The sequence below is a fragment of the Serratia sp. CY31944 genome (assembly GCF_052169175.1).
GTDB classification, from domain to species: Bacteria; Pseudomonadota; Gammaproteobacteria; order Enterobacterales; family Enterobacteriaceae; genus Serratia; species Serratia sarumanii.
Map to the genome: position 1 here is coordinate 114,064 of NZ_JBJNLG010000011.1, position 24,747 is coordinate 138,810.

A 24,747-nucleotide genomic window follows, 5' to 3' on the forward strand; every position below is an offset into this window, starting at 1 on the left:
GCTTCTCTCCCGAGCGCGGGGGAGAGGCGAAGGCGCGGCTGCCGGGGGGATTGTGCTTGAATCCCCTCAACCGATCACCTAGCATTTCGTTAGGTGTAACGGGGAGAGAAAACCATGCGACCATCCATTGTTCTTGCAGAGCATCGCCAGGCGATCCGAGAAACGGTTGGGCTGTTCCCTGCGGCTAATCCGCGTATTTTCGGCTCGGTGCTGCATGGCACCGATCGGGAGGGCAGTGATTTGGATCTGTTGGTCGATGCGTTGCCGGGCGCCACGTTGTTTGATCTGGGAGGGCTGCAGTCGGAACTGGAAGCGCTGCTGGGTATTCAGGTGGATCTGCTGACGCCGCTCGATTTGCCGCCGACCTTTCGCCAGCAGGTTTTGGCGGAGGCCCAACCGGTATGAAAGATGCGCGGTTGGTCGATTATCTGAGCCACATGCAACAGGCGGCGCAGGATGCCTGCGATTTCGTTGATGGCCTGGCGCCGGCAGATTTTATCGAAGATAAACGCACTCAGCAGGCCGTCATTATGAGCCTGATTATCATCGGTGAAGCCGTGACGAAAATCATGGATGGCAGCCCCGCGTTTACGCAACGTCATACTGAAATCCCCTGGCGCAACATGCGCGGCATGCGTAATCGCATTGCGCACGGTTATTTTGATATCAACCTTGAAGTGGTCTGGGCGACGGTGCAAACGGCGTTGCCGGAACTGCTGACACAGCTGGTGGCGGTACGCCAGGATGCCGAGAAGTTAAACGACGGTGATTAAACTCTCTTTGGACAGTGACTCTGGTTCCTGCCGGTTGCCCACTTTTATCCGCAATATCGAATTTTTCACGCCGGACGGCTATCCGGGCCAGGTGGCGCGCTGCCATTTTACGCTGGCGGAGTATCGCGACGACAGTTTTCCCGAGGCGGGTTTTGCACTGCCGGATCATCTGGCGCGCGCGGTGCCGAAGCGCCGCGCGGAGTATCTGGCCGGGCGTGTTCTGGCGCGGCAACTGTTGGCGCCGCTCGGTTTTGCCGACTTCACCCTGGCGCGCGGCGAAGATCGCGCGCCGCAGTGGCCGCCGGGCATCGCCGGGGCGCTGAGCCATAATTCGGATACCGCGCTGTGCGCCGTGCACCGCGAGCGCGGGCTGGGCGGCGTGGGGTTGGATGTGGAGACGCTGCTCTCCGACGTGCGGGCGGAGGAGTTGTGGGGCGCGATCGTTTCGGCGGGGGAGCGCGAGGCGTTGCTGCGCGAGGCGCTGCCGTTCAATGAACTGCTGACGTTGACGTTTTCCGCCAAAGAGAGCCTGTTCAAGGCGCTGTATCCGCAGGTGCGCTGTTACTTCGATTTTCTCGATGCGCGCATGGTCGCCGTGGATGCGCAGCGGCAGACGTTTGTATTAGCGCTGCTTAAGACGTTGACGCCAAATTGCCCCGCCGGCCGCCGGTTTAACGGGCGTTTTTGGCGTAAAGGTGACGATGTCACGACTTTTATCTTTTGTTAAAACCAAATAATAACAGTGTGTTATTTCTTTATTTGCCGTAACGCAGGTTTGCCGCGGCGGGCGGAAAGATTCATTCATCGGAGATTGACCCACGCTGGGGATCCGGTGTAATTTATCCTCCTTTTTATGGCTAATGATAATTATTCGCATAAACATTATCATTGGTAAGGCGCAACAAAGGAGTGGTCTAGTGGCGACACTGACGACAGAAAACCAAACCTTCCCCGGGTTTGTGTACGCCGAACAATCGACCTTTTTGTACCGGTCCGAATTCCGTTCCCTCTCCGCCGATGGCGTGTTCGAGCGTATCGAGACGCCGGCGTTCGGCGGCGAGCAGGAAGGCAGCGCGCTGGCGCAGCATATCCGCCAGGCGCTGGCGCGCGCCAAAGCCGCCGGCCAGGAGACGCCGGTGGTGGTGGGCGCCATTCCGTTCGATACGCGCCGGCCTTCCAGCCTGTACGTGCCTGAAAACTGCCAGTTTGTCGCCAACGACAGCTTTACCCGCGCCGCGCGCCCGATGCTGCAACAGCCGCATCGCCTGGCCGCCTGCACCAGCATTCCGGACGAGCCGCGCTTCAAGCACGCGGTGGCGGAAGCGGTCAGCCGCTTTAAACAGGGCAAGCTGGACAAGGCGGTGCTGTCGCGCATCCTCGACATCGAGCTGGAGCAGCCGGTGGCGGGCCACCAGATCCTCAATAACCTGATGGTGCAGAACCCGACCGGCTACCACTTTTCCCTGCCGCTGGCCGATGGCGGCGTGCTGATCGGCGCCAGCCCGGAGCTGCTGATCCGCAAGCAGGGCGGCGAGATCCACACCAATCCGCTGGCGGGCTCGGCGCGCCGTCAGGACGATCCGCAGCAGGATCGCCTCGGCAGCGAGCGCCTGATGCGCTCGACCAAAGACAAATACGAACACAAGCTGGTGATCGACGACATTCGCCGCCACCTGGCGCCATTGTGCGCCAGCCTGAGCGTGCCCAGCGGCCCGTCGCTGCTCAGCACCGGCACCATGTGGCACCTGTCCACCCGCATTCGCGGCGAGCTGCTGAACCCGAATCTCAACGTGATGCAGCTGGCTTGCCTGCTGCATCCGACGCCGGCGCTGTGCGGCTTCCCGACCGAGAGCGCCCGCCAACTGATCGCCGATCTGGAACCGCACGATCGAGGCCTGTTCAGCGGCATTGTCGGCTGGTGCGACGCCAACGGCGACGGCGAGTGGGCGATCGTCATCCGCAGCGGCCTGCTGCGCGGCAACCGGGTGCGGCTGTTCGCCGGCGCGGGCATCGTCGCCGCCTCGACGCCGCAGGCCGAGTGGATGGAAACCGCCGCCAAACTGGGCACCATGCTCAACGCTTTCGGCCTGAACAGCGGCGCGCTGTAGGCCTCTTTGCGGCGCAGTGCGCGCCGCGCCATACGCTTTCGCAGGAGACAACGATGAACAACAACATGACCCGGCTGTGCGCCCGGATGGCGGTGCGCGCATGAGCATTCAGATGGATTTCACCGGCAAACGCGTGTGGGTGACCGGCGCGGCGCGCGGCATCGGCGAGCAGATCGCCCGGCATTTTTTGACGCAGGGCGCCGAGGTGGTGGGATTTGACCGCGAGTTCGCCAACCCGGATCTGCCTTACCCGTGCGTGACGCTGGACATCAGCCGGCCGGAGCAGGTGGAGGCGGTGTGCCGCCAACAGCTGGCGGAGAACCCAAAACTGGACGTGTTGGTCAACGCCGCCGGCATTCTGCGCATGGGCAATACCGAAGATTTGAGCGTGGATGACTGGCATCAGTGCATCAACGTCAACGCCTCGGGGGCGTTTTACCTGTTCCGCGCCGTGCTGCCGCACTTCAAGGCGCAGCGCAGCGGGGCGATCGTCAGCATCGGCTCCAACGCCGCGCACGTGCCGCGCACGCAGATGGCGGCCTACTGCGCCTCCAAGGCGGCGCTGACCAGCCTGAACCACTGTGTGGGGCTGGAGATGGCGCCGTTCGGCGTGCGCTGCAATCTGGTGTCGCCGGGCTCGACCGACACGCCGATGCAGCGCGGCATGTGGCAAACCGACGATGCGCCGCAACGCACCATCGCCGGTTTCCCCGAGATGTTCAAGCTGGGGATCCCGCTCGGCAAAATCGCCCGCCCGGACGAAATCGCCAATGCGGTGTTGTTCCTGGCCTCCGATTTGGCCAGCCACATCACTATGCAGGACATCGTGATCGACGGCGGCGCCACGCTGGCCGCCTGAGTCAGACCCGCTGGCGGCGCAGCAGGTGCTGCGCACCTTCCGCCGCCAGCAGCAGCACCGCCAGCCAGATCGCCAGATAGGTTGGCCATTCGCTTTGGCCGATGCTCTCGCCGAGCAGCAGCGCGACGATCACCAGCAGCACCGGTTCCACATAGCTCAGCAGGCCGAACAGGCTGAACGGCAGCAGGCGGCTGGCGAGGATGTAACACACCAGCGCCACGGCGCTGATGACGCCGAGCAGCGGAATGCGCCAATACAGCTCGGCATTGGTCGGCAACGCCGCCGCGCCGCCGTCGCCGAAGGCGAACCAGGCCGCCGCCGGCAGCATCAGCGCCAGCTCGCACCACAGCCCGCCGAGATTGTCGGTGCCGAAACGCCGCCGCAAAATAAAGTAGAGCGGATAGCCCAGCGCCACCACCAGCGTCGGCCACGAGACGCCGCCCGCCTGATACAGCTCATTGCCCACCCCCACCATGGCGCACGCCACCGCCAGCTTTTGCAGCAGCGACAGCCGATCGCGGTAGATCAAACGGCCCGCCAGCACCATGGTCAGCGGCAGCAGAAAATAGCCGAGCGACACGTCGAGCGCCTTGCCGTGCAGCGGCGCCCACAGGAACAGCCACAGCTGCACCCCCAGCAGCGCCGAGGTGAGCAGCAGGCCCAGCAGGCGCTGCGGCCGTTGGCCGATCCAGGCCAGCGTGTCGCCCACCTTGCGCCAATCGCCGGACAGCGCCATAAACAGCGTCAGGAACGGCAGCGTCAGCAGCGTGCGCCAGCCGTAGACCTGCTCGCCGTTCAGCGGGGTGAGGGTAGAGGTGAAGTAATACATCGCGCCGAACAAGATGGAGGCGACGACCGAGAGAGTGATGCCCTTAATCACACGCATTCCTGGTGAGTGATCGATTTTATGGCGGCTACTGTAGAGAAATTTGCCGCCAACGACAATGGCGTTGCCAAGCGCTGGACAATCGGCGGCGGCGGGTTACAATGAATACTGTGTATTCATACAGGCTTTGGCGATGACAATCGATCTTTTTGAAGACGTGCTGCCGCCGCCGTGGCGCGAAGAGATCGCCCCCGGCGCGGTGGTGATGCACGGCTTCGTGCGCGATCACGGGCCGGAACTGCTGGCGGCGGTGCAGGGGGTCGTCGCCCAGGTGCCGTGGCGGCATTTGACCACCCCCGGCGGGCACGTGATGTCGGTGGCGATGAGCTGGTGCGGCAACGGCTGGACCAGCGACAGCCGCGGTTACCGCTATTCGGAACGCGACGCTCGCAGCGGCAAACGCTGGCCGGCCATTCCCCCCATCCTGATGGCGCTGGCGGACGAAGCCGCGCAGCAGGCGGGATTCGGCCCCTTCGTGCCGGATTCCTGTCTGATGAACCGTTACGATCCGGGCAGCAAGCTGTCGCTGCATCAGGATAAAGACGAGCATGACTTCGGTGCGCCGATCGTCTCGGTGTCGCTCGGGCTGCCGGCGGTGTTTCAGTTCGGCGGGCTGCAACGCAGCGACCGGGCGCGGCGCATCCCATTGGCGCACGGCGACGTGGTGGTATGGGGCGGCCCGGCGCGGCTCTGTTTTCACGGCATCCTGCCGGTCAAGGAGGGCTACCACTCGCTGGTGGGGCCGCACCGCATCAACATCACGCTACGCAAGGTGCTTTAGCTGCGGCTCCTGCGCCAGGCAGGCGACGAGATAGTCGATAAACACCCGCAGTTTGGGCGGCAGATACTGGTTAGGCGCGTAAAGCAACCACAGGCCGCCGTGATAGCTGCTGAGGAAATCCCACTCCGGCAACACCTGCACGATCTCGCCGTCTTCGAGCGCCTGGCGGGCGGTAAAATACGGCAGGCTGCCGATGCCGATATGCTGTTTCACCGCGTCCAGCCGCACGCCGGTGTGGTTGGCGGCGTAGCGGCCGCGCACGTTGACCGTCACCGTTTTGCCGCTGCGGCGGAACTTCCATTGCGCGTCGCTCGGCGTTTCGCCCAGATAGATGCAGCTGTGCGCCGCCAGATCGTGCGGGTGCTGCGGCGTGCCGTGCTGCGCCAGGTAGTGCGGCGTGGCGCACAGCAGATGGTCTATTCTCATCAACTGGCGGCCGATCAACCCGGGCGACGGGCGATCGGTGATGCGCAGCGCCAGATCGACCCGATCGTCGATCAAATCCATGTAGCGATCTTCCAGCCGCAGCCGCACGTCCACCTTCGGGTAGCGGCGCAGGAACTCCGGCATGTGCGGATGCAGCACGAAGCGGCCCACCGCCTTGGGCACGCTGACGCTGACCAGCCCCTCGGGCTCCACGGCGCCGCGCCCGCCGATCGCCATGACCGCGTCGGCCGCCGCCAGCAGGGTGCGGCAGTGCGCAAACGCCTCTTCACCGCTTTCGCTTAGCCGCAGTTTGCGGGTGGTGCGGTGCAGCAGCTGCAGCGCCAGCGCCTGCTCGAGCTTCGCCACGCTGCGGCTGACGGCGGAAGGCGAAGTGCCCAGTTTACGGGCGGCGGCGGAAAAGCTGCCGCTCTCTACCACCTGAACGAAAACGGCCATTTCAGGCAACAGGGCGTAAGAAAGATTTGTGCTCATGACGCAAAAGTCCATTGTGATGACGGCGGATTATCCATCGATTATGACATGAATATAATGGCTCTTCGAACCGAGGAGAAAAATGATGACCGAACGACGTTATTACTACAGCGACGATGTACAGGGCCAGGCGCAGGCGTTGAGCTGTACGCCGGCCGAGGCGGGCGCCTACGCCGTAGAGCTGGACGCCACGCTGTTCCACCCGCAGGGTGGTGGCCAGCCGTCCGACGTGGGGACGTTAGGCGGCGTCGCCGTGCTGCGGGTGCAGCAGCAGGGGGATACCGTGCTGCACTTTACCGCCGCGCCGCTGCCGATCGGGCCGGTCACGATGCAAATCGATGAAGCGCAGCGCCGCCTGCACGCCCGCTGGCACTCCGGCGGGCATCTGATCGGCTGGCTGGGCGAAAGCCGGGGGTGGCGGCCGGTCAAGGCGCATCATTGGCCGGGGGAAGGGCGCATCACGTTTACGCCAGGGCCGGATGCGCAGACGATAGAAGCGGACTTTTTGCAGGCGGAGCTGGCGCGCTTGATAGCCGCCGATCTGCCACGCCGCCAACAGGCGGTGGACGGGATGCGCCAGGTCGGTTTCGGCGAACTGCCCGCTTACGGCTGCGGCGGCACCCATGTCGCCACGCTGGGCGAGGTGGGGGCAATTGCGATCACCGGCGTAAAGATGAAGAAAGGGCAGCTGATCGTGCAGTATGAGCTGGGTTGAATAAGGGGCTTCAGCGCCCGGCCTGCCGCAGCTGGGTGCAGAACGCGCATTGGCATCCCGCTACCGGCACCGCCGCGCAGCTGCCGATGTTCACCGGCTGGGCGTCCATGGCGTGAAAGCCGTAAAACAGATTTTCGATGTTTTGTTCCGCCGCGCGCGCCTGTTCCGGGCGCGGTTCGGGCACTTTTGACTGAAACGCCGCGGCCTTGCCGGCCAGCAGGCTGAGAAACAGCAGCGACAGCTGGATTTTCATCGTCGTCTTCCTTTGGCTGAAGTTGTGATACGTTATAACAAAACCCCATCAATGCCAAGCGGCGGCGCTGCCGCCATTCACGGTATTTTTACGCACGGCAACAGTTCCTCATTCAAATAACACTTCGACACATTTCTTGCCGATACGCTGACTAATAATTCAAATTACAAAAATTGCCTCACTAAACGAATATTTAGATACTCGCTGTGCGGCCTGGCCAGTGCTGACACGTTTTTAAATTCTGAGCATACAGAAAGATGCCTCTGTAGGTATCGTCACGCACTCTGGACAGGACATCGCCACCATGGGCTCTTTTTTTAAGCAGATCTACCGCTATTCCCACGCGCGCCCTTATCGGCATAACGAAAACCTCTGGCCCTACGTGAAGATTGCGCGCGGCGAGGGCGGTGAAATCGCCGCCTTATGGTACAAGCACCGGCCGGTGCCGATCGTCCCGCTGAGCGAACTGCGCAACAGTTGCCGGGGGCCGGCGTTGTTGACGGCTACCGGCCCGTCGGTGAAGGCGCTGCGCTTCGAAAATATTCCCGCCATGCCCGCGATCGGGGTCAACGGCGCCTATTGCCTGCATCGGCAGGTGGATTTTCACTTCTACGTCATCGTGGACATGGGGTTTATCGATAACCGCCCGGAGATCGTGCGCGATGTCATTCAACGGCCGGCGCTGACGCTGTTCACCACCGTGCACGGCGTGGCGCGCATTCTCGATCGTTTTGGACAGGCGGCGATCGGCTGCCGATTGGCGATTGTCGAAGACGCGGCCTGCAAGATTTACCGTCCCCGGATCGACAGCGGCGCGCTGTGGGATCACTACTGCCGGGAAAACGGGGTGGAGTTTTGCATCGCGAACCGCACGCTCGGCTTCAGCCAGGATATCCGCTGTGGCATTTTCGATGCCGGCACCGTGGCCTATTGGGCGCTGCAAATCATCGCCTATCTCGGCTTCAGGCAGCTGTTTATCGCCGGGTTGGACATGAACAACTTCCACCAGCCGCGCTTTTACGAAACGGAGCTGGATCGGTTACCGACGTTCCTGTCGGACAAAGTGGAGTCGCTGGTGATCCCCGCTTTTCGGCATGCCGGCGCGGTCATGCAAAAACAGCAGATCGCGATAAAAAACCTTTCCCCGCACAGCGCTATCGGCAGCGATATCTTCGAGAAGGTGGACGGCAATGTTTACTTTCAGCAAGCCTGAGCGGTGTTATCGCCTCGGCAGCGCGCTGTTTTTAGCCTTCGCATTTTTAAGCGCGATCTTTTGCGGGCAGACCCGCGTCAACAACCTGTTTCATCTGGCGGCGCTGCTGTGGCTGGCCGCCGTGTTCACCTGGCCGCCGCTGCGGCGGCAGCTGTGGGCCAATCGTCAGGCGCGTTGGGGCGGCGGGCTGGCGCTGATGTTTTTGCTTTATTATTCCCTCAGCGCGCTGTGGGGCGAGACGCCGGGTGACATGCAGTCGGCCGTGACCCACAGCGCCTATATCCTGCTCTATCTCGCCTGGCTGGTGACGCTGCTCGACGGTGAGCGGCGTCATCAACTGCAGTGGGCGATGCTGGCCGGCATAACGGTGCTGTGCCTGTATCTGACGCTGGTCGACGCCCCGTCGATTTATCATCTGCGGGAAACCACCGCCCGCAATCCAGGGCCGAGCAACGTGATCGATCTGGCCGGTTACGCCGCCATCGCCATTTTGTTGAGCCTGATGATTTTCCGCGATACCGGGCAAAAAGCGGCGCTGTGCTTTATCCCGCCGCTGCTGGCGTTCATGGTGCTGACGCAAAGCCGCGGCCCGCTGATCGCGCTGGCGTTCGCGGTGGCGGTGGCGATGCCTTATCGACACCGGCCGGGACGATGGCTGTGGTTTCTGTTGCCCGGCGCGCTGGCTGTGGTTCTCGCCGTCGTTTACAGCGCGATCGGCGAAATGTTGCTTACGCGTTTTGGCGAGCTGTATCAACAGAGCTTTGTTCGCATCAGCATCTGGCGCCACAGCCTGGCGCTGATCGAACAGGCGCCGTTCTTCGGCTACGGCTTTGATAAGCAGCTTAACTTTCGCAATTACACCGGCGAGCTGAACCACACCACGCACAGCCTGTACCTTGGCGCGTTGCTGAAGGGCGGCTGCGTGGGGTTCCTGTTGTTGCTGGCGCTGCTGGGATACGGCGCGCGGCTCGCCATCGCGCACTGGCGCGCAGGGCGGCGTTGGGAGGCGGGCCTGTTTCTGTTTATGCTGGTATTTTACAGTTCGCAGGGCATGTTTGTGATCGCCAATCCGGCGGAGTTTTGGTACCTGTTTTGGCTGCCGCTGGCGTTGCTGCTGTCGCAGCCTAAACGGATCGGGACTGTGCGGACGGCAGCGCCGCCAGCGTCTTCTCCAGCACCTGTTCCGCCGCGATGATGCTGAGCGGTTGGCGTCGCTCAGCGGCACTCAGCGCGGCGCTGTCAACCGGCACGTGCATCACCTGATGCCGTTCGCTGTCCTGATAGGGGCCGGTATGCCGCGGGTTAGCGGTGACGAACAGGCTGACGGTGGCGGTTTTCAACGCCACGGCGAGGTGGAGCGGGCCGGTATCGCCGGTCACCAGTACCTGCAGATTGGCGATCGTCGCCAGCAGTTGCGGTAGCGTGGTCGCGCCGATATGGCTTACTACCCGCTGTTGCTGCGCCTCGCTCAAACCCGCCATAAACTCCCGCTCGAGGCTGTGCTCCGCCTTGCTGCCAATCAACTCGATCTGACAGTCGGGAGAGTGCGCCAGCAGCCGTTGCGCCAGCTGAACAAAGTGGTCGACCGGCCAGCGGCGCAGCGTTTCGGAAGCGCCCATCTGAAAGCCGATCAGGATCTTGCCCGCCGGTTTGGCGCGCGCAGGGAAAGCGACGGGAATGAACATCGCCGGGTTATCGGTGCGGCAGCCCAATTGCCCCATCATATCCAGCTTGCGCTGAATCAAATGGCCACCGGTGCTGCGGCTGACGCCGGTCAGCCAGCGCTCCATGCCGCTCGGTTTGTTGCCATAAATGTCTTTGAACAGGTATTGGCAGCCGGCGGCGATGGCGACCAGCACATCGTAAGGCGCCTTCGAGTGCAAGATGACCGCCAGCTGAGGCCGGTTTTTTCGCAGGCGCCGGATAACGCCCAACATGTCTTTGGCCTTGTGGTCCCAGTAAATTACGTCATGAAAGCAGGGGCTGCCTTCGACCAGTTGCCGGTTTTTATGGCTGGAGACCAGCGTGATTTGCGCGCCGGGATAGCGTTCGCACAGTGCGCGAATGGCGGGCGTGTTGAACATCAGATCGCCGAGGGCGCTGGTGGAGAAAATCACGATGCGCTCAAAGGATTGCTGCGGATCGAAGCTTGCTACGGGCCGGAAATTGCCCGCGATGCGGGTATAGAGACGCAGCCCGGCGTTGGCCGCCGCTATTTTCCACTGTTTAGACATTGCAGTTCGCTTCCGCTTGAGATCGGCGGCCACCGTCTGGCGCCGCGTCGTATCATACAAGCGCGGCAACGGCGGGCCAATGGCCCGCAACAGATTGCGACAGATGCTAACGTTATGCTTGCAATTGCCTCCGGGCGCCGCGCTTACTCCTCCCACACCTGCGTGCTGCGCGGGCTGTCCATCTGATAATCCGAATAGGGGCGAGTGAAAAACTCGCGCCCCAGCTCGCGGGCGGCCTGCAGCGGATTGCGTGGATCGCGGGCGATCTCGCCGCGCTGATTGCCGGCGCCGTGCACCAGCCCAACGAAGGCGGAATGGGTGTAGCGGCTGAATTCCTGGAGCTGATGCACGATGCCCAGCGCCGCGCCGGGGTAGGTCTCTTCCGACGCCACCGCCAGCCCGATCCGTTTGCCGCTCATGCGCTGGTGCACCTGTTCCGCCTGAGGGTAGGCATTGGAATAGAAGCTGAACGAGCGATCGAAAAAGGCTTTGGTTTGCGCCGACATGCCGTACCAGTAAATCGGCGTGCAGAATACCGCGCCGTCGGCCGGCAGGAAGTGCTCCAGAAACAGCTCGGCGTAGCGATCGGCCGGTGGCGGCGTGTGGCGTTCATCACTCAGAAAACCGCTCAGGTAATCATCGAGAAAATGCAGGCTGGCGGACGTGCCGGCTTCGGCGGCGCCCGCCAGAATCGCCTGCGCCAGCGTGGCGCTGTTGCCGTCGCGGCGCGGGCTGCCGACCAACACTACCAGACGTTTGGACTGATGAGTTGTATTCATGTCATGTTCCTCGGTATGAAGTGGATTCAGCCCTACTCTAGAAACAAGTAGTGGCAGGCGACAAATGACGACTTTTCTGCCAGGATGAGCTCAACTCATCTCTAGAGGTTTCGCCATGTTCGCCACGCTGCCCGTCAACGCATTACGCACCTTTGAATCTGCCGCTCGCCTGCGCAGCTTCAAGCTGGCGGCGGCCGAGCTGGCGGTGACGCCGACGGCGATTTCGCACCAGATCAAAGCGCTGGAACAGCAGTTGGGGTTTGCGCTGTTCGAGCGGGTGCCGCGCGGCGTGCGGCTGACGCCGAAAGGCGAAACGCTGTTTGCCGGGGTGCACGGCGCGCTGCTGGACGTTGCCGCCACGCTCGAGGGCCTGCGGCCGCAGCCCAGCACCGGATCGCTGTGCGTCTCGGTCACGCACTCTTTCGCGGCGCTGTGGCTGGTGCCGCGCCTGGGGCGTTTCTATCAGGCCTATCCGCACTATCTGGTGCGCCTGGAGGCCTGCGCCGAGGTGATCGATCTGCAGCAGGATGCCAGCGTGGACGTGGCGGTGCGCTACAGCCGCGCGCACTATCCTGCGCTGCATCAGACGGCGCGGCTGGAGGAAAGCTTTGGCGTCTACGTGGCGCCGGGGCTGGCCGCCGCCGAACCGGAAAACCCGGTGCTGATCACCGTCAAATGGGGGGATTCGGCGCTGTACGACAGCGGCTGGCGCGACTGGTGCCTGGCCGCCGGCGTGGACTGGTGGCAGCGCCATGCGGCGATGCGCAGCTATCACGAGGAGCATTACGCCCTGCAAGCGGCGGTGGCCGGGCAGGGGATGGTGCTCGCCAGTTCGGTGATGGTGTCCGATATGGTGGACAACGGCCTGCTGGTGGCGTACCGGCCGGAGGTGTGCGTACCGGGCGCCGCGTACAGCGTGCTGTGCGCGCCGGGGCGCGAACGGCATCCGCCGGTCAGGGCGTTTCTCGCCTGGCTGCAGCAGGAACTGCCGCAGGGCAATGGCACGAAATAAAAGTTTTATCGTCCTAAGCTGTGGGAATATCAGCGAACTTTTGTTTTTACTTCACTGCGAGAACCTATCATGAGCCAGCCAAGAACTTCCGATTATCCGATTGATGCGCAATTTATCGAACGCTGGTCGCCGCGCGCGATGGCCAACGACGCCATCGACGATCAAACGCTGCTCAGCTTTTTTGAAGCGGCGCGCTGGTCGCCTTCGGCCTACAACATTCAGCCGTGGCGCTTTGCCTACAGCAAGCACGGTTCCGACAGCTGGGAGAACTACCTGGAGTTCCTGATCGACTTCAACCGCGGCTGGGCGCAGCACGCCTCGGCGCTGGTGGTGATCGTCTCCAAAACCACCAGCCTGAACGGCGAACGGCTGGTGGACAACCCGACCCACGCGTTCGATACCGGCGCCGCCTGGGCCAGCCTGGCGCATCAGGCGCACCTGAAAGGCTGGCTCACCCACTGCATGAGCGGCATTCACCACGACAAGATCAAAGCGGCGCTGCAGCTGCCGGACGACTATGCGGTGCACGCCATGGTGGCGATCGGCAAACCGGGCGACAAGGCCCGCCTGCCGGATTTCCTGCAGGAAAAAGAGGCGCCGTCGGGCCGCCTGCCGCTGGGCAAAACCGTCAGCGAAGGGCTGAATTTCACGCTGTGATCGCCCGTTCTCGCCGAGGCCCGCTTGGCGGGCCTTTTTTATGCGGCGAGTAAAACTTAGGGAGTATGTTCTCGTTTGCTCATTCGCTGTATATTTTGTTATATAGCGATGGCGTAATGAGGAGGAAACCGTGGGTGACCATTTTGGCAAAGGGCTGTTGGCGGGGTTAAAGGCGGAGAGTCTGAAGCCGGAGACGGAGCTGTCGCGCTTTTGCTCCGACTACAAGCGCGGCTTTGTGCTCGGCTATGCGCACCATTTGGCGCAGCGCTGCGGCGACGAGAACCGGGCGGCGTTCGAAGCCGGGCAGCTGAGCCGCGCCTATGGCCTCGGCAGCGAGCCGATGAGCGAGTTTTTTTCCGGCGGCGACAGCCGGCTGGCGGAGAAGTTTTTCCGCGCCGGCTATAACCGGCCGACGCAGGGTTAGCGAGGGCGGGGCATCAGGCGGCGCTCAGCACCGCCACCATATACACGCACGGTTGATCGCTCTGGTTTTCAAAGCGGCAGTCCGCCGGTGGGCCGAGCTCCAGGCAGTCTCCCTCGGCCATGTCATGGCGCGCGTCACCTTCCACAAAGACCAACTCGCCGGATAAGACCCAGATCAGCTGGCGCTTGAAGGCATACACCGAAGCCGGCATCGGGATCGTCGCGCCGGCCGGCAGTTCGATACGCACCAGATCGAGCGGCAGATCGGTGCGCGGCGACACGTGGCGCCGCACGTAGCCGCTCTCCGGATCGACCCAGACCGGCTGATCTTCCCGGCGCAGCAGCCGGCCTTCCTGCGTTTCCGCCCGGGCGATCAGCTTGGACATGCTGAGGCCGAACGCCCCCGCCAGCCTGGCCAGCAGCATCGCCGTCGGGCTGCTCTCGCCGCGCTCGATCTTATGAACCATCGCCCGTGAGACGCCCGCCTGCTCGGCCAGATCGGACAGCGACCAGTGGCGCGCCTCGCGCTCAAGGCGAATGCGTGCGCCGATCAGCTGATTTAGATTGTCTAATTTAATATTCATATCGTAGTATTATAGTGGACAATTGGCCGGGGTAAACCATGATTATACGAAATGCGACGCTTAACGATAGCGCGGCGATTGCCGCCATCTATAACGACGCGGTGTTGAACAGCACCGCCATCTGGAATGAACAAACCGTGGATGCGGCCAACGGCGCGGCGTGGATCGGCGAACGGCAGGCGGCGGGCTACCCGGTGCTGGTGGCGGTGAACGGCGCGGACGAGGCGATCGGCTACGCGTCGTTCGGCGACTGGCGCGCCTGGGACGGCTATCGCCATACCGTAGAACACTCGGTGTATGTCCATCAGGCGCATCGCGGTGAAGGGATTGGCAAAGCGCTGTTGATCGCCCTGATAGCACGGGCGCGGGAGATCGGCAAGCACGTGATGGTGGCCGGTATCGAATCCGGCAATCAGGCCTCGATTAAGCTGCATCTGGCGCTCGGGTTCCGCGAGGTGGGGCGCATGGAGCAGGTGGGCGCCAAATTTGGCCAATGGCTGGATCTGACTTTCCTGCAGCTGACGCTCGACGAGCGAACGGCGCCGCCGGCGCGCTGATCCTGGAGACAGGGCGATGAATATGCTATTGCTGCTGATCGCGGCGGGAATGGGGCTGGTGGTGCAGAATCTGCTGATGGTGCGCATTACCGAAAGCGTCTCGACCATCCTTATCACGCTGGTGATCAACTCCAGCGTCGGTTTGCTGCTGCTGGTGGGGTTGTTGCTGGCCAAAAACGGCCTCGGCGCGCTGGCGGAAGTGACCGGCGCCGCCAGGTGGTGGATGCTGCTGCCGGGGCTGTTGGGATCGCTGTTCGTGTTTGCCGGCATCCTGGGCTACCAAAAACTGGGGGCGGCGGCCACCATCTCGATCCTGGTCGCCAGCCAGCTGTGCATGGGGCTGCTGGTGGACGTCTACCGCGCCGGCCCGGCGGCGCTGCGCGACAATCTGCCGGCGCTGGTCGGCGCCCTGTTGCTGGTGGCGGGCGCCTATCTGGTGGCGAAACGCAGCTTTTGACGGCGGCAGAAAGCAAAAAGCCCGCTCGGGTTTCCCTGAGCGGGCTTCTCTAAATATGGCTCCTCTGACTGGACTCGAACCAGTGACATACGGATTAACAGTCCGCCGTTCTACCGACTGAACTACAGAGGAATCGTGTGAACGGGGCGAATAATAGCGGGGCGGTTGCGGCTTGTAAAGCGTGAAAACGCCCGACGCGTTCGTTTGCTGCAAGATTGCCCAACCTGCTGCTTTTTCTCGCTTTTGTCGCTTATCCCGCGCGCAGCGCCGCCGGGTTGCCCGTTGTTTGGCGCATTTGCCTGCCGATGGTGCAACGGCTGCCCTGCGCGGTGGCGCGCGCCGCCCGGCGAACGGCCGTTGACCGCCGTATATCCCGCTTCCGTGGCCGTTTACCGACTCTGGCCTGGATCTTGCTGTGGTTGCCTGACCGGATTTCGGCATTCTCAATTTAGCGGCTCGCTGGAGGCACTATGAATTTCAGACGTCTGAAGTACTTCGTGAAAATCGTCGATATCGGCAGCCTGACCCAGGCGGCGGAGGTGTTGCACATCGCCCAGCCGGCGCTCAGCCAGCAGTTGGCGACGCTGGAGGGGGAGCTGAAGCAACAGCTGCTGATCCGCACCAAGCGCGGCGTGCAGCCGACCGAGGCCGGCAACATTCTGTATGCCCACGCGCAAACCATTCTGCGCCAGTGCGAGCAGGCGCAGAGCGCGGTCAACAGCGCCGGGCAGGCGATGAGCGGCCAGGTGTCTCTCGGGCTGGCGTCGGGCAGCACCGCGGCGCAGCTGGCGTTGCCGCTGCTGCAGAGCCTGCGCGATCAGCAGCCGGGTATCCTGCTCAGCCTGCATGAAAACGGCGGCGCGGCGCTGGCCGGGCAGGTGGCCAACCAGACGTTGGACATGGCGATGGTCTACGGCGCCAAAATGCCCGCCGGGCTGCACGCCATCGCACTGATGCGAGAAGATCTTTATCTGGTGGCGACGCGCGCGGTGCCGCATCCCGGCAACAGCGTCGAGCTGCTGGACGTGGCGCGGCTAAACCTGTTCCTGCCGCGCGAGGGCGATGCGGTGCGCAATCAGTTGGAAGAGGCGATGGCGCTGCGCAAGCTGGCTGTCAACGTGGTGGGGGAGATCGAATCCTCGGGCGCGTTGAGCGCCGCGATCGCCAGCGGGCTGGGGGCGACCGTGCTGCCGGAATCGGTGGCGCGCGCGATGATCGGCCCGGCCAAAGCCTGGATGGCGCGCATCAATGCGCCGACGATGTCGGTGCCGCTGTCGCTGTGCATGTCGGGCCAACAGGCGCTGTCCGCCCCGGCGCTGCTGGTGAAAGACCTGCTGCTGTCGATCGCCGGCGGCCGCAGCCAGGAGAAGCGCGCGCTGGCGTTGGTGCGTTAAGGAAAAAATGGCCCGCCGCAGCGGGCCTGAGAACCGTTACCGGAACGGCGGCTCGTTGAAGGTGCGCAGCTTGCGCGAGTGCAGGCGATCGCCCTCGGCGCGCAACAGATCGATGGCGCAGATGCCGATCTGCAGGTGCTCGGAGATCGCTCCTTCGTAGAAGCGGTTGGCCTGGCCCGGCAGTTTTATTTCGCCGTGCAGCGGTTTGTCGGAGACGCACAGCAGCGTGCCGTACGGCACCCGGAAGCGGTAACCCTGGGCGGCGATGGTGGCGCTCTCCATGTCGACCGCCACCGCGCGGCTGAGGTTGAAGCGCCGCGCCGAAGCGGAATAGCGCAGCTCCCAGTTGCGATCGTCGGTGGTGACCACGGTGCCGGTGCGCAAACGCTGTTTGACCTCTTCGCCGGGCATGCCGCTGACCATCTTGGTGGCGTCGTACAGGGCGCGCTGCACCTCGGCGATGCTCGGGATCGGGATATCCGGCGGCAGCACCGCATCCAGCACGTGATCGTCGCGCAGATAGGCGTGGGCCAGCACGTAATCGCCGATCTTCTGGCTTTCGCGCAGGCCGCCGCAGTGGCCGATCATCAGCCAGGCGCTCGGGCGCAACACCGCCAGGTGATCGCAGATGGTCTTGGCGTTGGACGGGCCGACGCCGATGTTGATCAGCGTAATGCCCTGGCCGGTGCGCGAGATCAGGTGATAGGCCGGCATCTGGTGGTTTTTCCACGCCAGATCGGACACCGCCTGCTCCGGTGCGCGGGTTTCCGGCGTGATGTAGGTGCCGCCGGCGCTGGAGAGGGCGATGTAGGGGCTGGCCGGATCGGCGATCTGGGCGCAGGCCCAGCGCACGAACTCATCTACATAGCGGGTGTAGTTGGTGAACAGCACGAACGGCTGGAAGTGTTCCACCGGCGTGCCGGTGTAGTGCCGCAGCCGCGCCAGCGAGAAATCCGCGCGCAGCGCATCGAAATGCGACAGCGGGAAATGGCTGTCGGTGGCGTGGTACAGGCCGTCGGCGGTCTCGTCACCGATCTGCGCCAGCTCGGTGGTGGGGAAATGCTGCGCGATGCCGGCGCTCATCGAGCGATCGAGCGCCAGGCTGGAGCCGTCGATCACGTAAGGGAATGGGATCTCCTGCTGCGACGGCGCCACTTCGATATGGGCGGCATAATCGTGCTCCAGCATCGCCAGCTGTTCGGCCAGATAATGGCGGAACAGCTGCGGCCGGGTCACGGTGGTGCTGTAGCTGCCGGGATGGGTAAAGCGGCCGAAGGCGCGGGTTTTGTTCGGGCCGGATTGCTGCCCGTCCCAGCTGACGCGCAGCTCGGGATACACGAACAGCCCGGCGGCGCGCGCCTGCGCATCCGGCAGCGTGCCGTGGCTGATAAAGTCGCTGACCGCCTGACGCAGCGCGTCTACCGCGGCGTCATACAGGGCTTCCAGTTGATCGAGTGCCTGATCGGCGCTGAGGCCGCTGCGAGGTGGGGCATAGCTCATACTTTCTCCTTGGATGTCCCGGCTCTGTAGCGGGGTTGCGGCGTTTTACCGTCACAGGTTAGCCGAAGAAAGGCGTAAAAGCTTGGTCGAAATGACGGGCGCAGCAAAGAAAATACCGCGCCCGTGAAGGCGTGGGGATCAGGAGGAGGGGGAGGCCGCCTCGACCTTCAGCGACACCAGGCCGATGCCCAGCTTCTTCGGCGTGAAGCCGCCGCTGGCGCTCTCTTTCGGCTCGGTCGGCGCCGGCGGGGTAATGCTGATCTTCTGCGCGCCGCGCGGGTTGTCGAAGCGCAGGGTGACGGTGCTGTCCTGTTCGCCGAGCGACACGAAACGCTCTTCGTCGCCGACGCGCACCGAAATCGGTTCGCCGACGTTATTGCCGTAGGCGCGGGCGCGCAGCACCAGATCGAAGCGCTTCGGCAGCGGATCGACGTAATCGATGTCGACCGCCGGCGCCAGGTTGGCGTCGGACCAGCGGCCCCACTCCTCGACGCCGGAAACGCCGGTGATGGCTTTCACCTGCTCCGGCAGGCCGGGCAGCATGAACTCGATGCTGTCCGCCCGGTACTTCATCGCGGCGTCGTCCACCTGCAGGCGGGCGACGGCGTTTTGATAATCGGCGACGCTGTCCGCTGGCGGGGCGGTAAAGCTCACCTTGCCGCGGAAGCGTTCGCCGCTGGCCTGCACGATCTGCGGCGGCGAGGCCAGGGTGCCGGAGGCTACGCAGATGTCGGTGCTCAGCGCCAGCTGCGGCGCCCAGACCCGGCCGATCTCGTAGCATTTATCGACCCAGACGAATTTCTCCCCCGCGCCCAACCCGGCCAGCTGCTTGCGCAGCGGGGTGGAGAGGTAGACGTTGAACATCGGTTCGATGCGGTTGTCGCCCACCCGCAGGATGAACGGCACCTTGTAGGTGACGCCGGAAAAGCTGAAGCTGCGCTGGCGCGTGTCCACGCTGTAGTCGCTGATGCGGTTCGGCAGGCCCCACTGGTTGATCACCGCCGGTTTCCAGCCGTTGATTTTCTCTTCGATGTTCAGGAACACCGTAGACAGCGACGGCGCCGACAGGCTGCTGCGGCCGAGGCCGATGTAGTTGTCGCCGCCCATCACGTCCAGCACCGTGGCGCCGTTGTCCAGCGTGCTGCGCTTCTCGTTGCGCTGTTCCGCCAGCGGCCGGGTGCCGTCGATGATGAAGAACAGGTTGCGGCGCTTCTGTTTGGTCAGGATATCGTAGGCGGTGTTGTTCATCGCCAGATGATCGGAGGACACCACGATCACGGTGTTGCTGAAATAGGGCGAGCGTTTGATCTTGTCGATCAGCGCGGCGATGTGTTGCTGGCTGCAGGCCACCGCGCTCAGCGAGCGGTTTTCCTTGTTCTGCCAGGCGTAACTTTTCTTGCTGCAGCCGGCGGAGATAAAGCCGTCCGGGTGATGGGTATCGACGGTCAGGGTAAACAGCGAGAAGGGTTGGCGCTGTTTGGACAGCTCGACGAACTTGCCGTACACCACGTCCAGCACGCTGTCGTCGTACCAGCCCCAGTCGTTTTTGTAGCTCGGATCGGCGACCTGTTCGCGCAGCTCTTTGAAGCCGTAAACGTGGTCGAAGCCGTGGGATTTCAGGAAGGTGTCTTTACCGGCGAACGCCAGCTCGGCGCCCTGATAGAAATAGTTGCTGTAGCCGGCGGCCTTCAGCACGTCGCCCAGGCAGACGTTCTCCGGGTAGAAGGTGGAGACCGCGCTGGAGGCGTTGCCGTCGAAGGGCGCGAACAGCGGAATGCCGCACTGCGAGGCGACCATGCCGGCGATGGTGTAGCCGGTGCCCGGCAGCTGCTGGGTGTTGCTGAAATCGATGCTGTCCGTGCGCAGGGCGTTCAGCTCGTCGGCCAGGCCGGGAAACAGCTCGGCGTCGAAGTAGGTGCGCTCCAGGCTCTCGGCATAGATGTACACCAGGTTCGGCCGCTTGCCCTGCACGGTCTTTTTCGGCGCCTTGTAATAGGTGGTGAAATCGGCGGTATCGCCGACGATCTGGCTCTTGACCAGCAGCGAGATGTCCTGAAACGCCGGGGTGGTGCCGACCGAAAACAGCGCCAGCAACACGGCGACGATGCTGTAGGCCACGCTGCTGCCTTTGGCCTTGCGGCGCAGCAGGCTGCGAGCCAGCACCGCGAAGATAAGCCCCAACGCCGCCAGCAGGCCGATAAACGGCAGCACGTATTTGCTGATGCCCGCGCCTTTGAGGCTGCTGGTGACGGTGTAAATCACCGCGTCGGTGATGCCGTCGCCGGTGAAGTAGTTGCTGGCGATCAGGATGACGTTCAGCACCAGATAGCTGCCGAGCAGCGTCAGCAGAATGGCGAACCACCAGCGGTTGGCGGCGGCCCGGGTGCGATAAATCAAAATCGACGCCAAAAAGAGAACAAACGAAACGACTGCTAAAACCATCCGCCAAACCCTGTCTGATTGAAATAAAACCGTTGCTGCCCTGGTCTGCGCCGCCGAGCGTGCCGCGGCGCGAAAAGTGAAGGGTATAGCCTATTGCCGGCGGCGGAACAACGCGCGATCTCCCGCTACGGCCGACGAACGGCGGCTATTGTACATTTTTATGACAATAGTGTGACGTTAATCACGCCGACGGTGGTCTCGGCGGCGAAAGCTTGCTGGTCGGAGGTTTCGCTCTACCCTTAATGAGCGCCACGACGGCGCGCCCATCAGCCATTCAGGAGGAAGTATGCAGACGATTCCCGCCGCGGTACTCGACGATCTGGCCCCGCAAGGCGTGTTGCGCGCGGCGATCAACTACGGCAATCCGGTGCTGGCGCAGGCCGGAGCCGGCGGCAAACCGCAGGGCGCTTCGGTGGAGCTGGCCGCCGCGCTGGCCCAGGAGCTGGGCGTGACGCTCGAGCTGGTGACCTATGATGCGGCGGGCAAGGTGTTCGCCGATCTGGACAGCGGCGCCTGGAACCTGGCGTTTATGGCCATCGAGCCGGTGCGCGCGGCGCAGATCGCCTTCAGCGAGCCGTACGTGATCATCGAGGGGACTTACCTGGTGGCGAACGACGCGCCTTACTTTGAGGTGGCGCAGCTCGACAGGCCGGAGGTGCGCATCGCGGTCGGCCAGGGGGCGGCGTACGATCTGTTTTTATCGCGCACGCTGCAGCAGGCGCAACTGGTGCGGGCGGCAACCTCCGCCGAGGCGATCGCGCTGTTTTTCGACCGGGGGCTGGAGGCGGCGGCCGGCGTGCGCCAGCCGCTGTTGGCCGCCGCGGCCGCCCATCCCGGCTACCGGGTGCTGGACGGGCATTTCACCGCTATCCGCCAGGCGCTGGCGGTGCCGCGGCAAAAAACGCAGGGCGCCGCCTACGTGAGCGATTTTATCGAGCGCTGCAAGGCCAACGGGTTGGTAAAGGCGGCCTTGCAGCGCAGCGGCCAGGGTGAGGTGACGGTGGCGCCGCCGGCCGCCTCGGCGTGATCAGTCGAGCTCCACCGCGTACTGTTCCACCGGAGTGATTTTCTTGATCAGCTTGTTGTCGAACAGGAACTGTTCGTAAGCCTGGTAGCGGGCGCGATCCAGCTTGGCCGGATCGCGCGCGAACAGCGGCAGGCTGGCTTGCCACGCCTGTTTGTTCAGCTCGGTATTCAGCTCCGGGTGCGCCTTGGCGAACGCCAGCCAGGTGTCCTGCGGGTGCGCATGCAGGTAGTCGCTGCCTTGCTTCAGCGCGGCGAGGAACTTGCGGATTTTCGGCTCGTTCACAGCATCACGGTGGGCGACGATGATCAGCTCGTCGTAGGCCGGCACGCCGTAATCTTCGACGTTGAACACCACCGGCGTCTTGCCCTGCAGCTTCAGCTCCAGCGCTTCGATGTTGCGGTAGCCGCCGATCACCGCATCGACCTGGCCCGCCAGCAGGGCGCTGGTCAGCTGGAAGTTGACGTTGATGAGCTTGATGTCCTGCGGCTTGAGGTGCTCGTGTTCGACCATGGTGGCCAGCGTCGCCTGTTCGATGCCGCTGACCGAGTAACCCACCGTCTTGCCCTTGAGATCCGCCGGCGACGTGATGTTTTTATCCAGCGCGATCACCGTATTCAGCGGCGTGTTGATCAGCGTGCCGACGCGCATCAGCGGCAGGCCCTGATCGGCGAAGAAATGCAGCTGCGGTTGGTAGGTGATGGCGAGGTCGGCCTGTTTGGCGGCCACCAGCCGCGGCGGCAGCGCCGGATCGGACGGCGGCACGATCTTGACGTCCAGCCCTGCGGCCTTGAAGGCGCCGATCTGCTCGGCCACCATAATCGGCGCGTGATCGGGGTTGATGTACCAGTCGAGCACCAGCGTCAGCTTTTCGGCCGCGCCGGCCTGGCCGGTGATGGCGGCGCCGAGCAGCAGCCCGCAAACGGTTTGTTTGATCATGGTCGTTCCTTTATCCCTGGTTATGGTTGCAATCATCAGTCGTTTTCCGGCGCCCAGGCGATCAGGCGCCGCAGCAGCGCATCCACCGCGACCCACAGCAGCACGGTCATCAGCACCAAAATAAACAGCGCGGCGAAGCAGACGTCGGTCTGCATGCGCGCGTTGGCGTTCAGCATCACGTAGCCCAGCCCTTCGGCCGAGCCGACCCATTCGCCGATGATGGCGCCGATCGGCGCGACGGCGGCGGCCATGCGCAGGCCGGAGCCGAAGGCCGGCAGCGCCGCCATCAGCCGCACGTGCCGCAGCTGCGCCCAGCGCGAAGCGCGCATCGTGCGCGCCAGATCGAGATAGTCGTTGTTGACCCGGCGCAGCCCGTCGAAAAAGGCCGACACCACCGGGAAGAAAATCACCAGCACCGCCATCGCCACCTTGGCGCTCATGCCGAAGCCGAACCACAGCACCAGCAGCGGGGCCAGGGCGAACACCGGTATCGCCTGGCTGGTGAGCACCAGCGGCATCAGCCAGCGCTGCAGCCGCGGCGAGAAGATCATGCACAGCGCCAGCGCCGCGCCGAGCAGCACGCCCAGCGCCAGCCCGCTGACGATCTCCGAAGCGGTGATCAGCGTGTGCCAGGCGAGATAGCCGCGCCCGTCCCACAGCGCCTGCGCCACCGCGCCCGGCGTGGGCAGCAGAAAGGCCGGAATGCCGCTTTGCGCCGCCAGCCACCACAGCAGCAGCAGGCCGGCAAACACCGTCAGCCCACGCCGCAGGCGGGTGAGGCCGCGTTCTTTGGCGATATTCATTGCGCGGCCCTCACCAGCTGTTGCAGCAGCTCGGCCTGGCTTTTCAGCAGGTCGGCGTCATCCGGCGCACGCGGCGGTTGCCCGCTGATGCGGTGGCTATCGTCGAGGCCCAGCGGCCAGGGCGACAGCACCAGCAGCCGGTGGCTCAGGCGGCAGGCCTCCATCGGGTCGTGGGTGATCAGCAGCACGGTGTTTTGCGCCAGCAGCTCGGCGGCCAGACTTTGGATCTCGGCGCGGGTGATGGCGTCCAGCGCCGAAAAGGGTTCATCCATCAGCACGATCGGCTGGCGTTCATAGAGCGTGCGGGCGATGGCGGCGCGCTGGCGCATGCCGCCGGACAGCGCGGCGGGCAGGCTGCGGCCGTGAGCGGCCAGGCCCACGCGCTCCAGCAGGTGCGCCGCCCACGCCCGATCCGGCGTTTCGCCGCGCAGCCGCGAGCCGAGGGCGACGTTCTCTTCGACGGTCAGCCACGGGTAGAGCAGGTCTTTTTGCCCCATGTAGGCGATGCGCCCGGCGATCGGCAGGCCGTTGCTGCCGGTCACCGTGCCCGAGGTGGCCTGCGCCAGGCCAGCGATGATCTTCAGCAGGCTGGTTTTGCCGGCGCCGCTGGCGCCGAGCAGGGCAACGAAGCTGCCGCCGGCGATGTCGAAACTCAGCCGCTCAAAGATCGTCTGTTGGCCAAAGCGCAGAGTGAGATCCCGCACCTGGATGCCGGGCGGGAGACGCGGGGTGGTCATTAGGCGTTCAGCCCCATTTGCCAAAATGCCGATTCCAGCTGGGTGGCGGTGGTGAAAATCTGCGCCAGTTCGGCGATGCGGCCTTGTGCGCCGCGCTGGTGGCCGACGGTTTCCAGCAGCTCGATGGCGGCGCGCACGCCGGCCAGATAGCCCTCGTCGCCGTAGTTGCGGATCCAGGAGGCGTAAGGATTGCCCTCCATTTGGGTGGCGGGATCGTGCAGCAGCCGCAGGCCGATTTCGGCATAGCCGGCCACGCAGGGCAGCAGGCCGGCCAGCAGGTCGAGGGCGTCGCCGGCATGGCCGATATCCAGTACGTAGCGGGTATAGTTCATGGTTTCCGCCGCTTCCGGCTGGGCGGCGATCTGCGCTTCGCTCAGCCCCCATTCGGCGCAGTAGGCCACGTGCAGCGGCAGTTCGGCGACGATGCCGTTGAGCGAGGCGGTGGCGGCGCGCATCTCCGGCAGGGTGCGCAGCTTGCTGACCAGCAGCGCGTAGGCGCGGGCGAAGTGCAGCAGGAACAGATAGTCCTGGGTCAGGTAGCGGCGAAACGCGCGTTCGGGCAAGGTGCCGGCGGCCAGCTGCTGCAGAAACGGGTGATCGACGTAGTCTTGCCAGTGGCTGCCGGCATGTTGGCGCAGCCGGCCGTAAAGACCGCTTTCGAACAGGGTGGTGATGGACATGGGACCTCCTTGAGTCAGT

The 24,747-nt window shown here is 63.9% G+C and carries 28 protein-coding genes and 1 tRNA gene; 16 read left to right on the plus strand and 13 right to left on the minus strand.

Features of this window, described 5'->3' with window-relative positions:
* The first annotated feature begins 114 nt into the window (after positions 1-114).
* The 5 genes from ACJ8IN_RS13295 (at position 115) to dhbA (ending at position 3,740) form a co-directional block, all read left to right on the plus strand.
* The gene (locus ACJ8IN_RS13295) at positions 115-405 is read left to right on the plus strand and encodes a nucleotidyltransferase family protein (protein WP_033654918.1); all 291 of its coding nucleotides are present in this window, start codon (positions 115-117) and stop codon (positions 403-405) included.
* On the plus strand, positions 402-773 hold the full coding sequence (locus tag ACJ8IN_RS13300) for a HepT-like ribonuclease domain-containing protein (protein WP_193146416.1): 372 nt from the start codon (positions 402-404) through the stop codon (positions 771-773). The genes ACJ8IN_RS13295 and ACJ8IN_RS13300 overlap by 4 nt, the downstream gene beginning before the upstream one ends.
* A 34-nt stretch (positions 774-807) precedes the next feature.
* Positions 808-1,500, plus strand: a complete 693-nt coding sequence (locus ACJ8IN_RS13305) for a 4'-phosphopantetheinyl transferase family protein (RefSeq protein WP_308325875.1) — start codon at positions 808-810, stop codon at positions 1,498-1,500.
* A gap of 190 nt (positions 1,501-1,690) precedes the next feature.
* Positions 1,691-2,881, plus strand: coding sequence for an isochorismate synthase (locus tag ACJ8IN_RS13310; protein ID WP_033635179.1), 1,191 nt, complete (start codon positions 1,691-1,693; stop codon positions 2,879-2,881).
* Positions 2,882-2,981: 100 nt separating this feature from the next.
* Complete coding sequence (dhbA, locus tag ACJ8IN_RS13315) at positions 2,982-3,740, plus strand: 2,3-dihydro-2,3-dihydroxybenzoate dehydrogenase (RefSeq protein ID WP_060427441.1); 759 nt, start codon at positions 2,982-2,984, stop codon at positions 3,738-3,740.
* Position 3,741: 1 nt separating this feature from the next.
* On the opposite strand, the gene rarD is transcribed toward dhbA, so the two are convergent.
* Positions 3,742-4,620, minus strand: a complete 879-nt coding sequence (gene rarD / locus ACJ8IN_RS13320; protein ID WP_049212004.1) for an EamA family transporter RarD — start codon at positions 4,618-4,620, stop codon at positions 3,742-3,744.
* Positions 4,621-4,759: 139 nt separating this feature from the next.
* On the opposite strand from rarD, the gene alkB reads away from it, so the two are divergent.
* Positions 4,760-5,407: a DNA oxidative demethylase AlkB gene (gene alkB / locus ACJ8IN_RS13325; RefSeq protein WP_060427341.1), complete on the plus strand. Its 648-nt coding sequence runs from the start codon at positions 4,760-4,762 to the stop codon at positions 5,405-5,407.
* On the opposite strand, the gene ACJ8IN_RS13330 is transcribed toward alkB, so the two are convergent.
* Entirely contained in the window at positions 5,390-6,325 is a 936-nt protein-coding gene (locus tag ACJ8IN_RS13330; RefSeq protein ID WP_060427342.1) for a LysR family transcriptional regulator, read from the minus strand. The genes alkB and ACJ8IN_RS13330 overlap by 18 nt on opposite strands.
* A gap of 85 nt (positions 6,326-6,410) precedes the next feature.
* On the opposite strand from ACJ8IN_RS13330, the gene ACJ8IN_RS13335 reads away from it, so the two are divergent.
* Positions 6,411-7,040: an alanyl-tRNA editing protein gene (locus ACJ8IN_RS13335; protein ID WP_308325874.1), complete on the plus strand. Its 630-nt coding sequence runs from the start codon at positions 6,411-6,413 to the stop codon at positions 7,038-7,040.
* Positions 7,041-7,050: 10 nt separating this feature from the next.
* Here the strand turns inward: ACJ8IN_RS13335 and ACJ8IN_RS13340 are convergent, their stop codons facing one another.
* Positions 7,051-7,293, minus strand: coding sequence for a hypothetical protein (locus ACJ8IN_RS13340; protein WP_025303447.1), 243 nt, complete (start codon positions 7,291-7,293; stop codon positions 7,051-7,053).
* A 304-nt stretch (positions 7,294-7,597) separates the two neighbouring features.
* Between ACJ8IN_RS13340 and ACJ8IN_RS13345 the strand changes: the two genes are divergently transcribed.
* Both ACJ8IN_RS13345 and ACJ8IN_RS13350 read left to right on the plus strand, forming a co-directional pair.
* Positions 7,598-8,506 (plus strand): hypothetical protein, encoded by a 909-nt coding sequence (locus ACJ8IN_RS13345; protein ID WP_060438505.1) that lies wholly within the window; start codon positions 7,598-7,600, stop codon positions 8,504-8,506.
* Positions 8,484-9,701, plus strand: coding sequence for an O-antigen ligase family protein (locus tag ACJ8IN_RS13350; protein WP_308325873.1), 1,218 nt, complete (start codon positions 8,484-8,486; stop codon positions 9,699-9,701). The genes ACJ8IN_RS13345 and ACJ8IN_RS13350 overlap by 23 nt, the downstream gene beginning before the upstream one ends.
* Here ACJ8IN_RS13350 and ACJ8IN_RS13355 read toward each other — a convergent pair.
* The gene (locus ACJ8IN_RS13355) at positions 9,631-10,740 is read right to left on the minus strand and encodes a glycosyltransferase family 9 protein (RefSeq protein WP_060422469.1); all 1,110 of its coding nucleotides are present in this window, start codon (positions 10,738-10,740) and stop codon (positions 9,631-9,633) included. The two genes, ACJ8IN_RS13350 and ACJ8IN_RS13355, sit on opposite strands and share 71 nt — an antisense overlap.
* 143 nt (positions 10,741-10,883) lie before the next feature.
* Entirely contained in the window at positions 10,884-11,519 is a 636-nt protein-coding gene (locus tag ACJ8IN_RS13360; protein WP_047571425.1) for a flavodoxin family protein, read from the minus strand.
* A 115-nt stretch (positions 11,520-11,634) separates the two neighbouring features.
* On the opposite strand from ACJ8IN_RS13360, the gene ACJ8IN_RS13365 reads away from it, so the two are divergent.
* The 3 genes from ACJ8IN_RS13365 (at position 11,635) to ACJ8IN_RS13375 (ending at position 13,612) form a co-directional block, all read left to right on the plus strand.
* A complete protein-coding gene (locus ACJ8IN_RS13365) occupies positions 11,635-12,531 on the plus strand; it encodes a LysR substrate-binding domain-containing protein (RefSeq protein ID WP_308325872.1) in 897 nt (298 codons plus the stop codon).
* A gap of 69 nt (positions 12,532-12,600) precedes the next feature.
* Entirely contained in the window at positions 12,601-13,188 is a 588-nt protein-coding gene (locus ACJ8IN_RS13370) for a nitroreductase family protein (RefSeq protein ID WP_033635168.1), read from the plus strand.
* A 130-nt stretch (positions 13,189-13,318) separates the two neighbouring features.
* Complete coding sequence (locus ACJ8IN_RS13375; RefSeq protein WP_033654910.1) at positions 13,319-13,612, plus strand: DUF2623 family protein; 294 nt, start codon at positions 13,319-13,321, stop codon at positions 13,610-13,612.
* A gap of 13 nt (positions 13,613-13,625) precedes the next feature.
* On the opposite strand, the gene ACJ8IN_RS13380 is transcribed toward ACJ8IN_RS13375, so the two are convergent.
* Positions 13,626-14,195 (minus strand): helix-turn-helix domain-containing protein, encoded by a 570-nt coding sequence (locus ACJ8IN_RS13380; protein ID WP_041035812.1) that lies wholly within the window; start codon positions 14,193-14,195, stop codon positions 13,626-13,628.
* A gap of 38 nt (positions 14,196-14,233) precedes the next feature.
* On the opposite strand from ACJ8IN_RS13380, the gene ACJ8IN_RS13385 reads away from it, so the two are divergent.
* Together ACJ8IN_RS13385 and ACJ8IN_RS13390 are read left to right on the plus strand one after the other, a co-directional pair.
* A complete protein-coding gene (locus tag ACJ8IN_RS13385) occupies positions 14,234-14,752 on the plus strand; it encodes a GNAT family N-acetyltransferase (protein WP_308325871.1) in 519 nt (172 codons plus the stop codon).
* Between the two features lie 16 nt (positions 14,753-14,768).
* Positions 14,769-15,209 (plus strand): DMT family transporter, encoded by a 441-nt coding sequence (locus ACJ8IN_RS13390; protein ID WP_047571430.1) that lies wholly within the window; start codon positions 14,769-14,771, stop codon positions 15,207-15,209.
* Positions 15,210-15,265: 56 nt separating this feature from the next.
* Here ACJ8IN_RS13390 and ACJ8IN_RS13395 read toward each other — a convergent pair.
* Positions 15,266-15,341: transfer RNA gene (locus ACJ8IN_RS13395), tRNA-Asn, on the minus strand.
* A gap of 338 nt (positions 15,342-15,679) precedes the next feature.
* Between ACJ8IN_RS13395 and nac the strand changes: the two genes are divergently transcribed.
* Entirely contained in the window at positions 15,680-16,603 is a 924-nt protein-coding gene (gene nac, locus ACJ8IN_RS13400; protein ID WP_041035809.1) for a nitrogen assimilation transcriptional regulator NAC, read from the plus strand.
* A 36-nt stretch (positions 16,604-16,639) separates the two neighbouring features.
* On the opposite strand, the gene ACJ8IN_RS13405 is transcribed toward nac, so the two are convergent.
* Complete coding sequence (locus ACJ8IN_RS13405; protein ID WP_033647909.1) at positions 16,640-18,103, minus strand: AMP nucleosidase; 1,464 nt, start codon at positions 18,101-18,103, stop codon at positions 16,640-16,642.
* Between the two features lie 138 nt (positions 18,104-18,241).
* On the minus strand, positions 18,242-20,545 hold the full coding sequence (gene opgB / locus ACJ8IN_RS13410; RefSeq protein ID WP_308325870.1) for a phosphatidylglycerol--membrane-oligosaccharide glycerophosphotransferase: 2,304 nt from the start codon (positions 20,543-20,545) through the stop codon (positions 18,242-18,244).
* Between the two features lie 286 nt (positions 20,546-20,831).
* Between opgB and ACJ8IN_RS13415 the strand changes: the two genes are divergently transcribed.
* Positions 20,832-21,572 carry a transporter substrate-binding domain-containing protein gene (locus tag ACJ8IN_RS13415; RefSeq protein ID WP_308325869.1) on the plus strand — a complete coding sequence of 247 codons (741 nt, stop codon included), beginning with the start codon at positions 20,832-20,834 and terminating at the stop codon, positions 21,570-21,572.
* Here the strand turns inward: ACJ8IN_RS13415 and ACJ8IN_RS13420 are convergent, their stop codons facing one another.
* Genes ACJ8IN_RS13420 through tenA form a run of 4 tightly spaced genes read right to left on the minus strand, consistent with a single transcriptional unit; the run spans position 21,573 to position 24,728 of the window.
* The gene (locus ACJ8IN_RS13420; RefSeq protein WP_060427350.1) at positions 21,573-22,508 is read right to left on the minus strand and encodes an ABC transporter substrate-binding protein; all 936 of its coding nucleotides are present in this window, start codon (positions 22,506-22,508) and stop codon (positions 21,573-21,575) included.
* 35 nt (positions 22,509-22,543) lie between these two features.
* Entirely contained in the window at positions 22,544-23,311 is a 768-nt protein-coding gene (locus ACJ8IN_RS13425) for an ABC transporter permease (protein WP_308325868.1), read from the minus strand.
* Positions 23,308-24,048: an ABC transporter ATP-binding protein gene (locus ACJ8IN_RS13430; RefSeq protein WP_060427351.1), complete on the minus strand. Its 741-nt coding sequence runs from the start codon at positions 24,046-24,048 to the stop codon at positions 23,308-23,310. The genes ACJ8IN_RS13425 and ACJ8IN_RS13430 overlap by 4 nt, the downstream gene beginning before the upstream one ends.
* The gene (gene tenA, locus ACJ8IN_RS13435; RefSeq protein WP_308325867.1) at positions 24,048-24,728 is read right to left on the minus strand and encodes a thiaminase II; all 681 of its coding nucleotides are present in this window, start codon (positions 24,726-24,728) and stop codon (positions 24,048-24,050) included. Before tenA ends, ACJ8IN_RS13430 begins: the two co-directional genes overlap by 1 nt.
* Positions 24,729-24,747 lie beyond the last annotated feature (19 nt).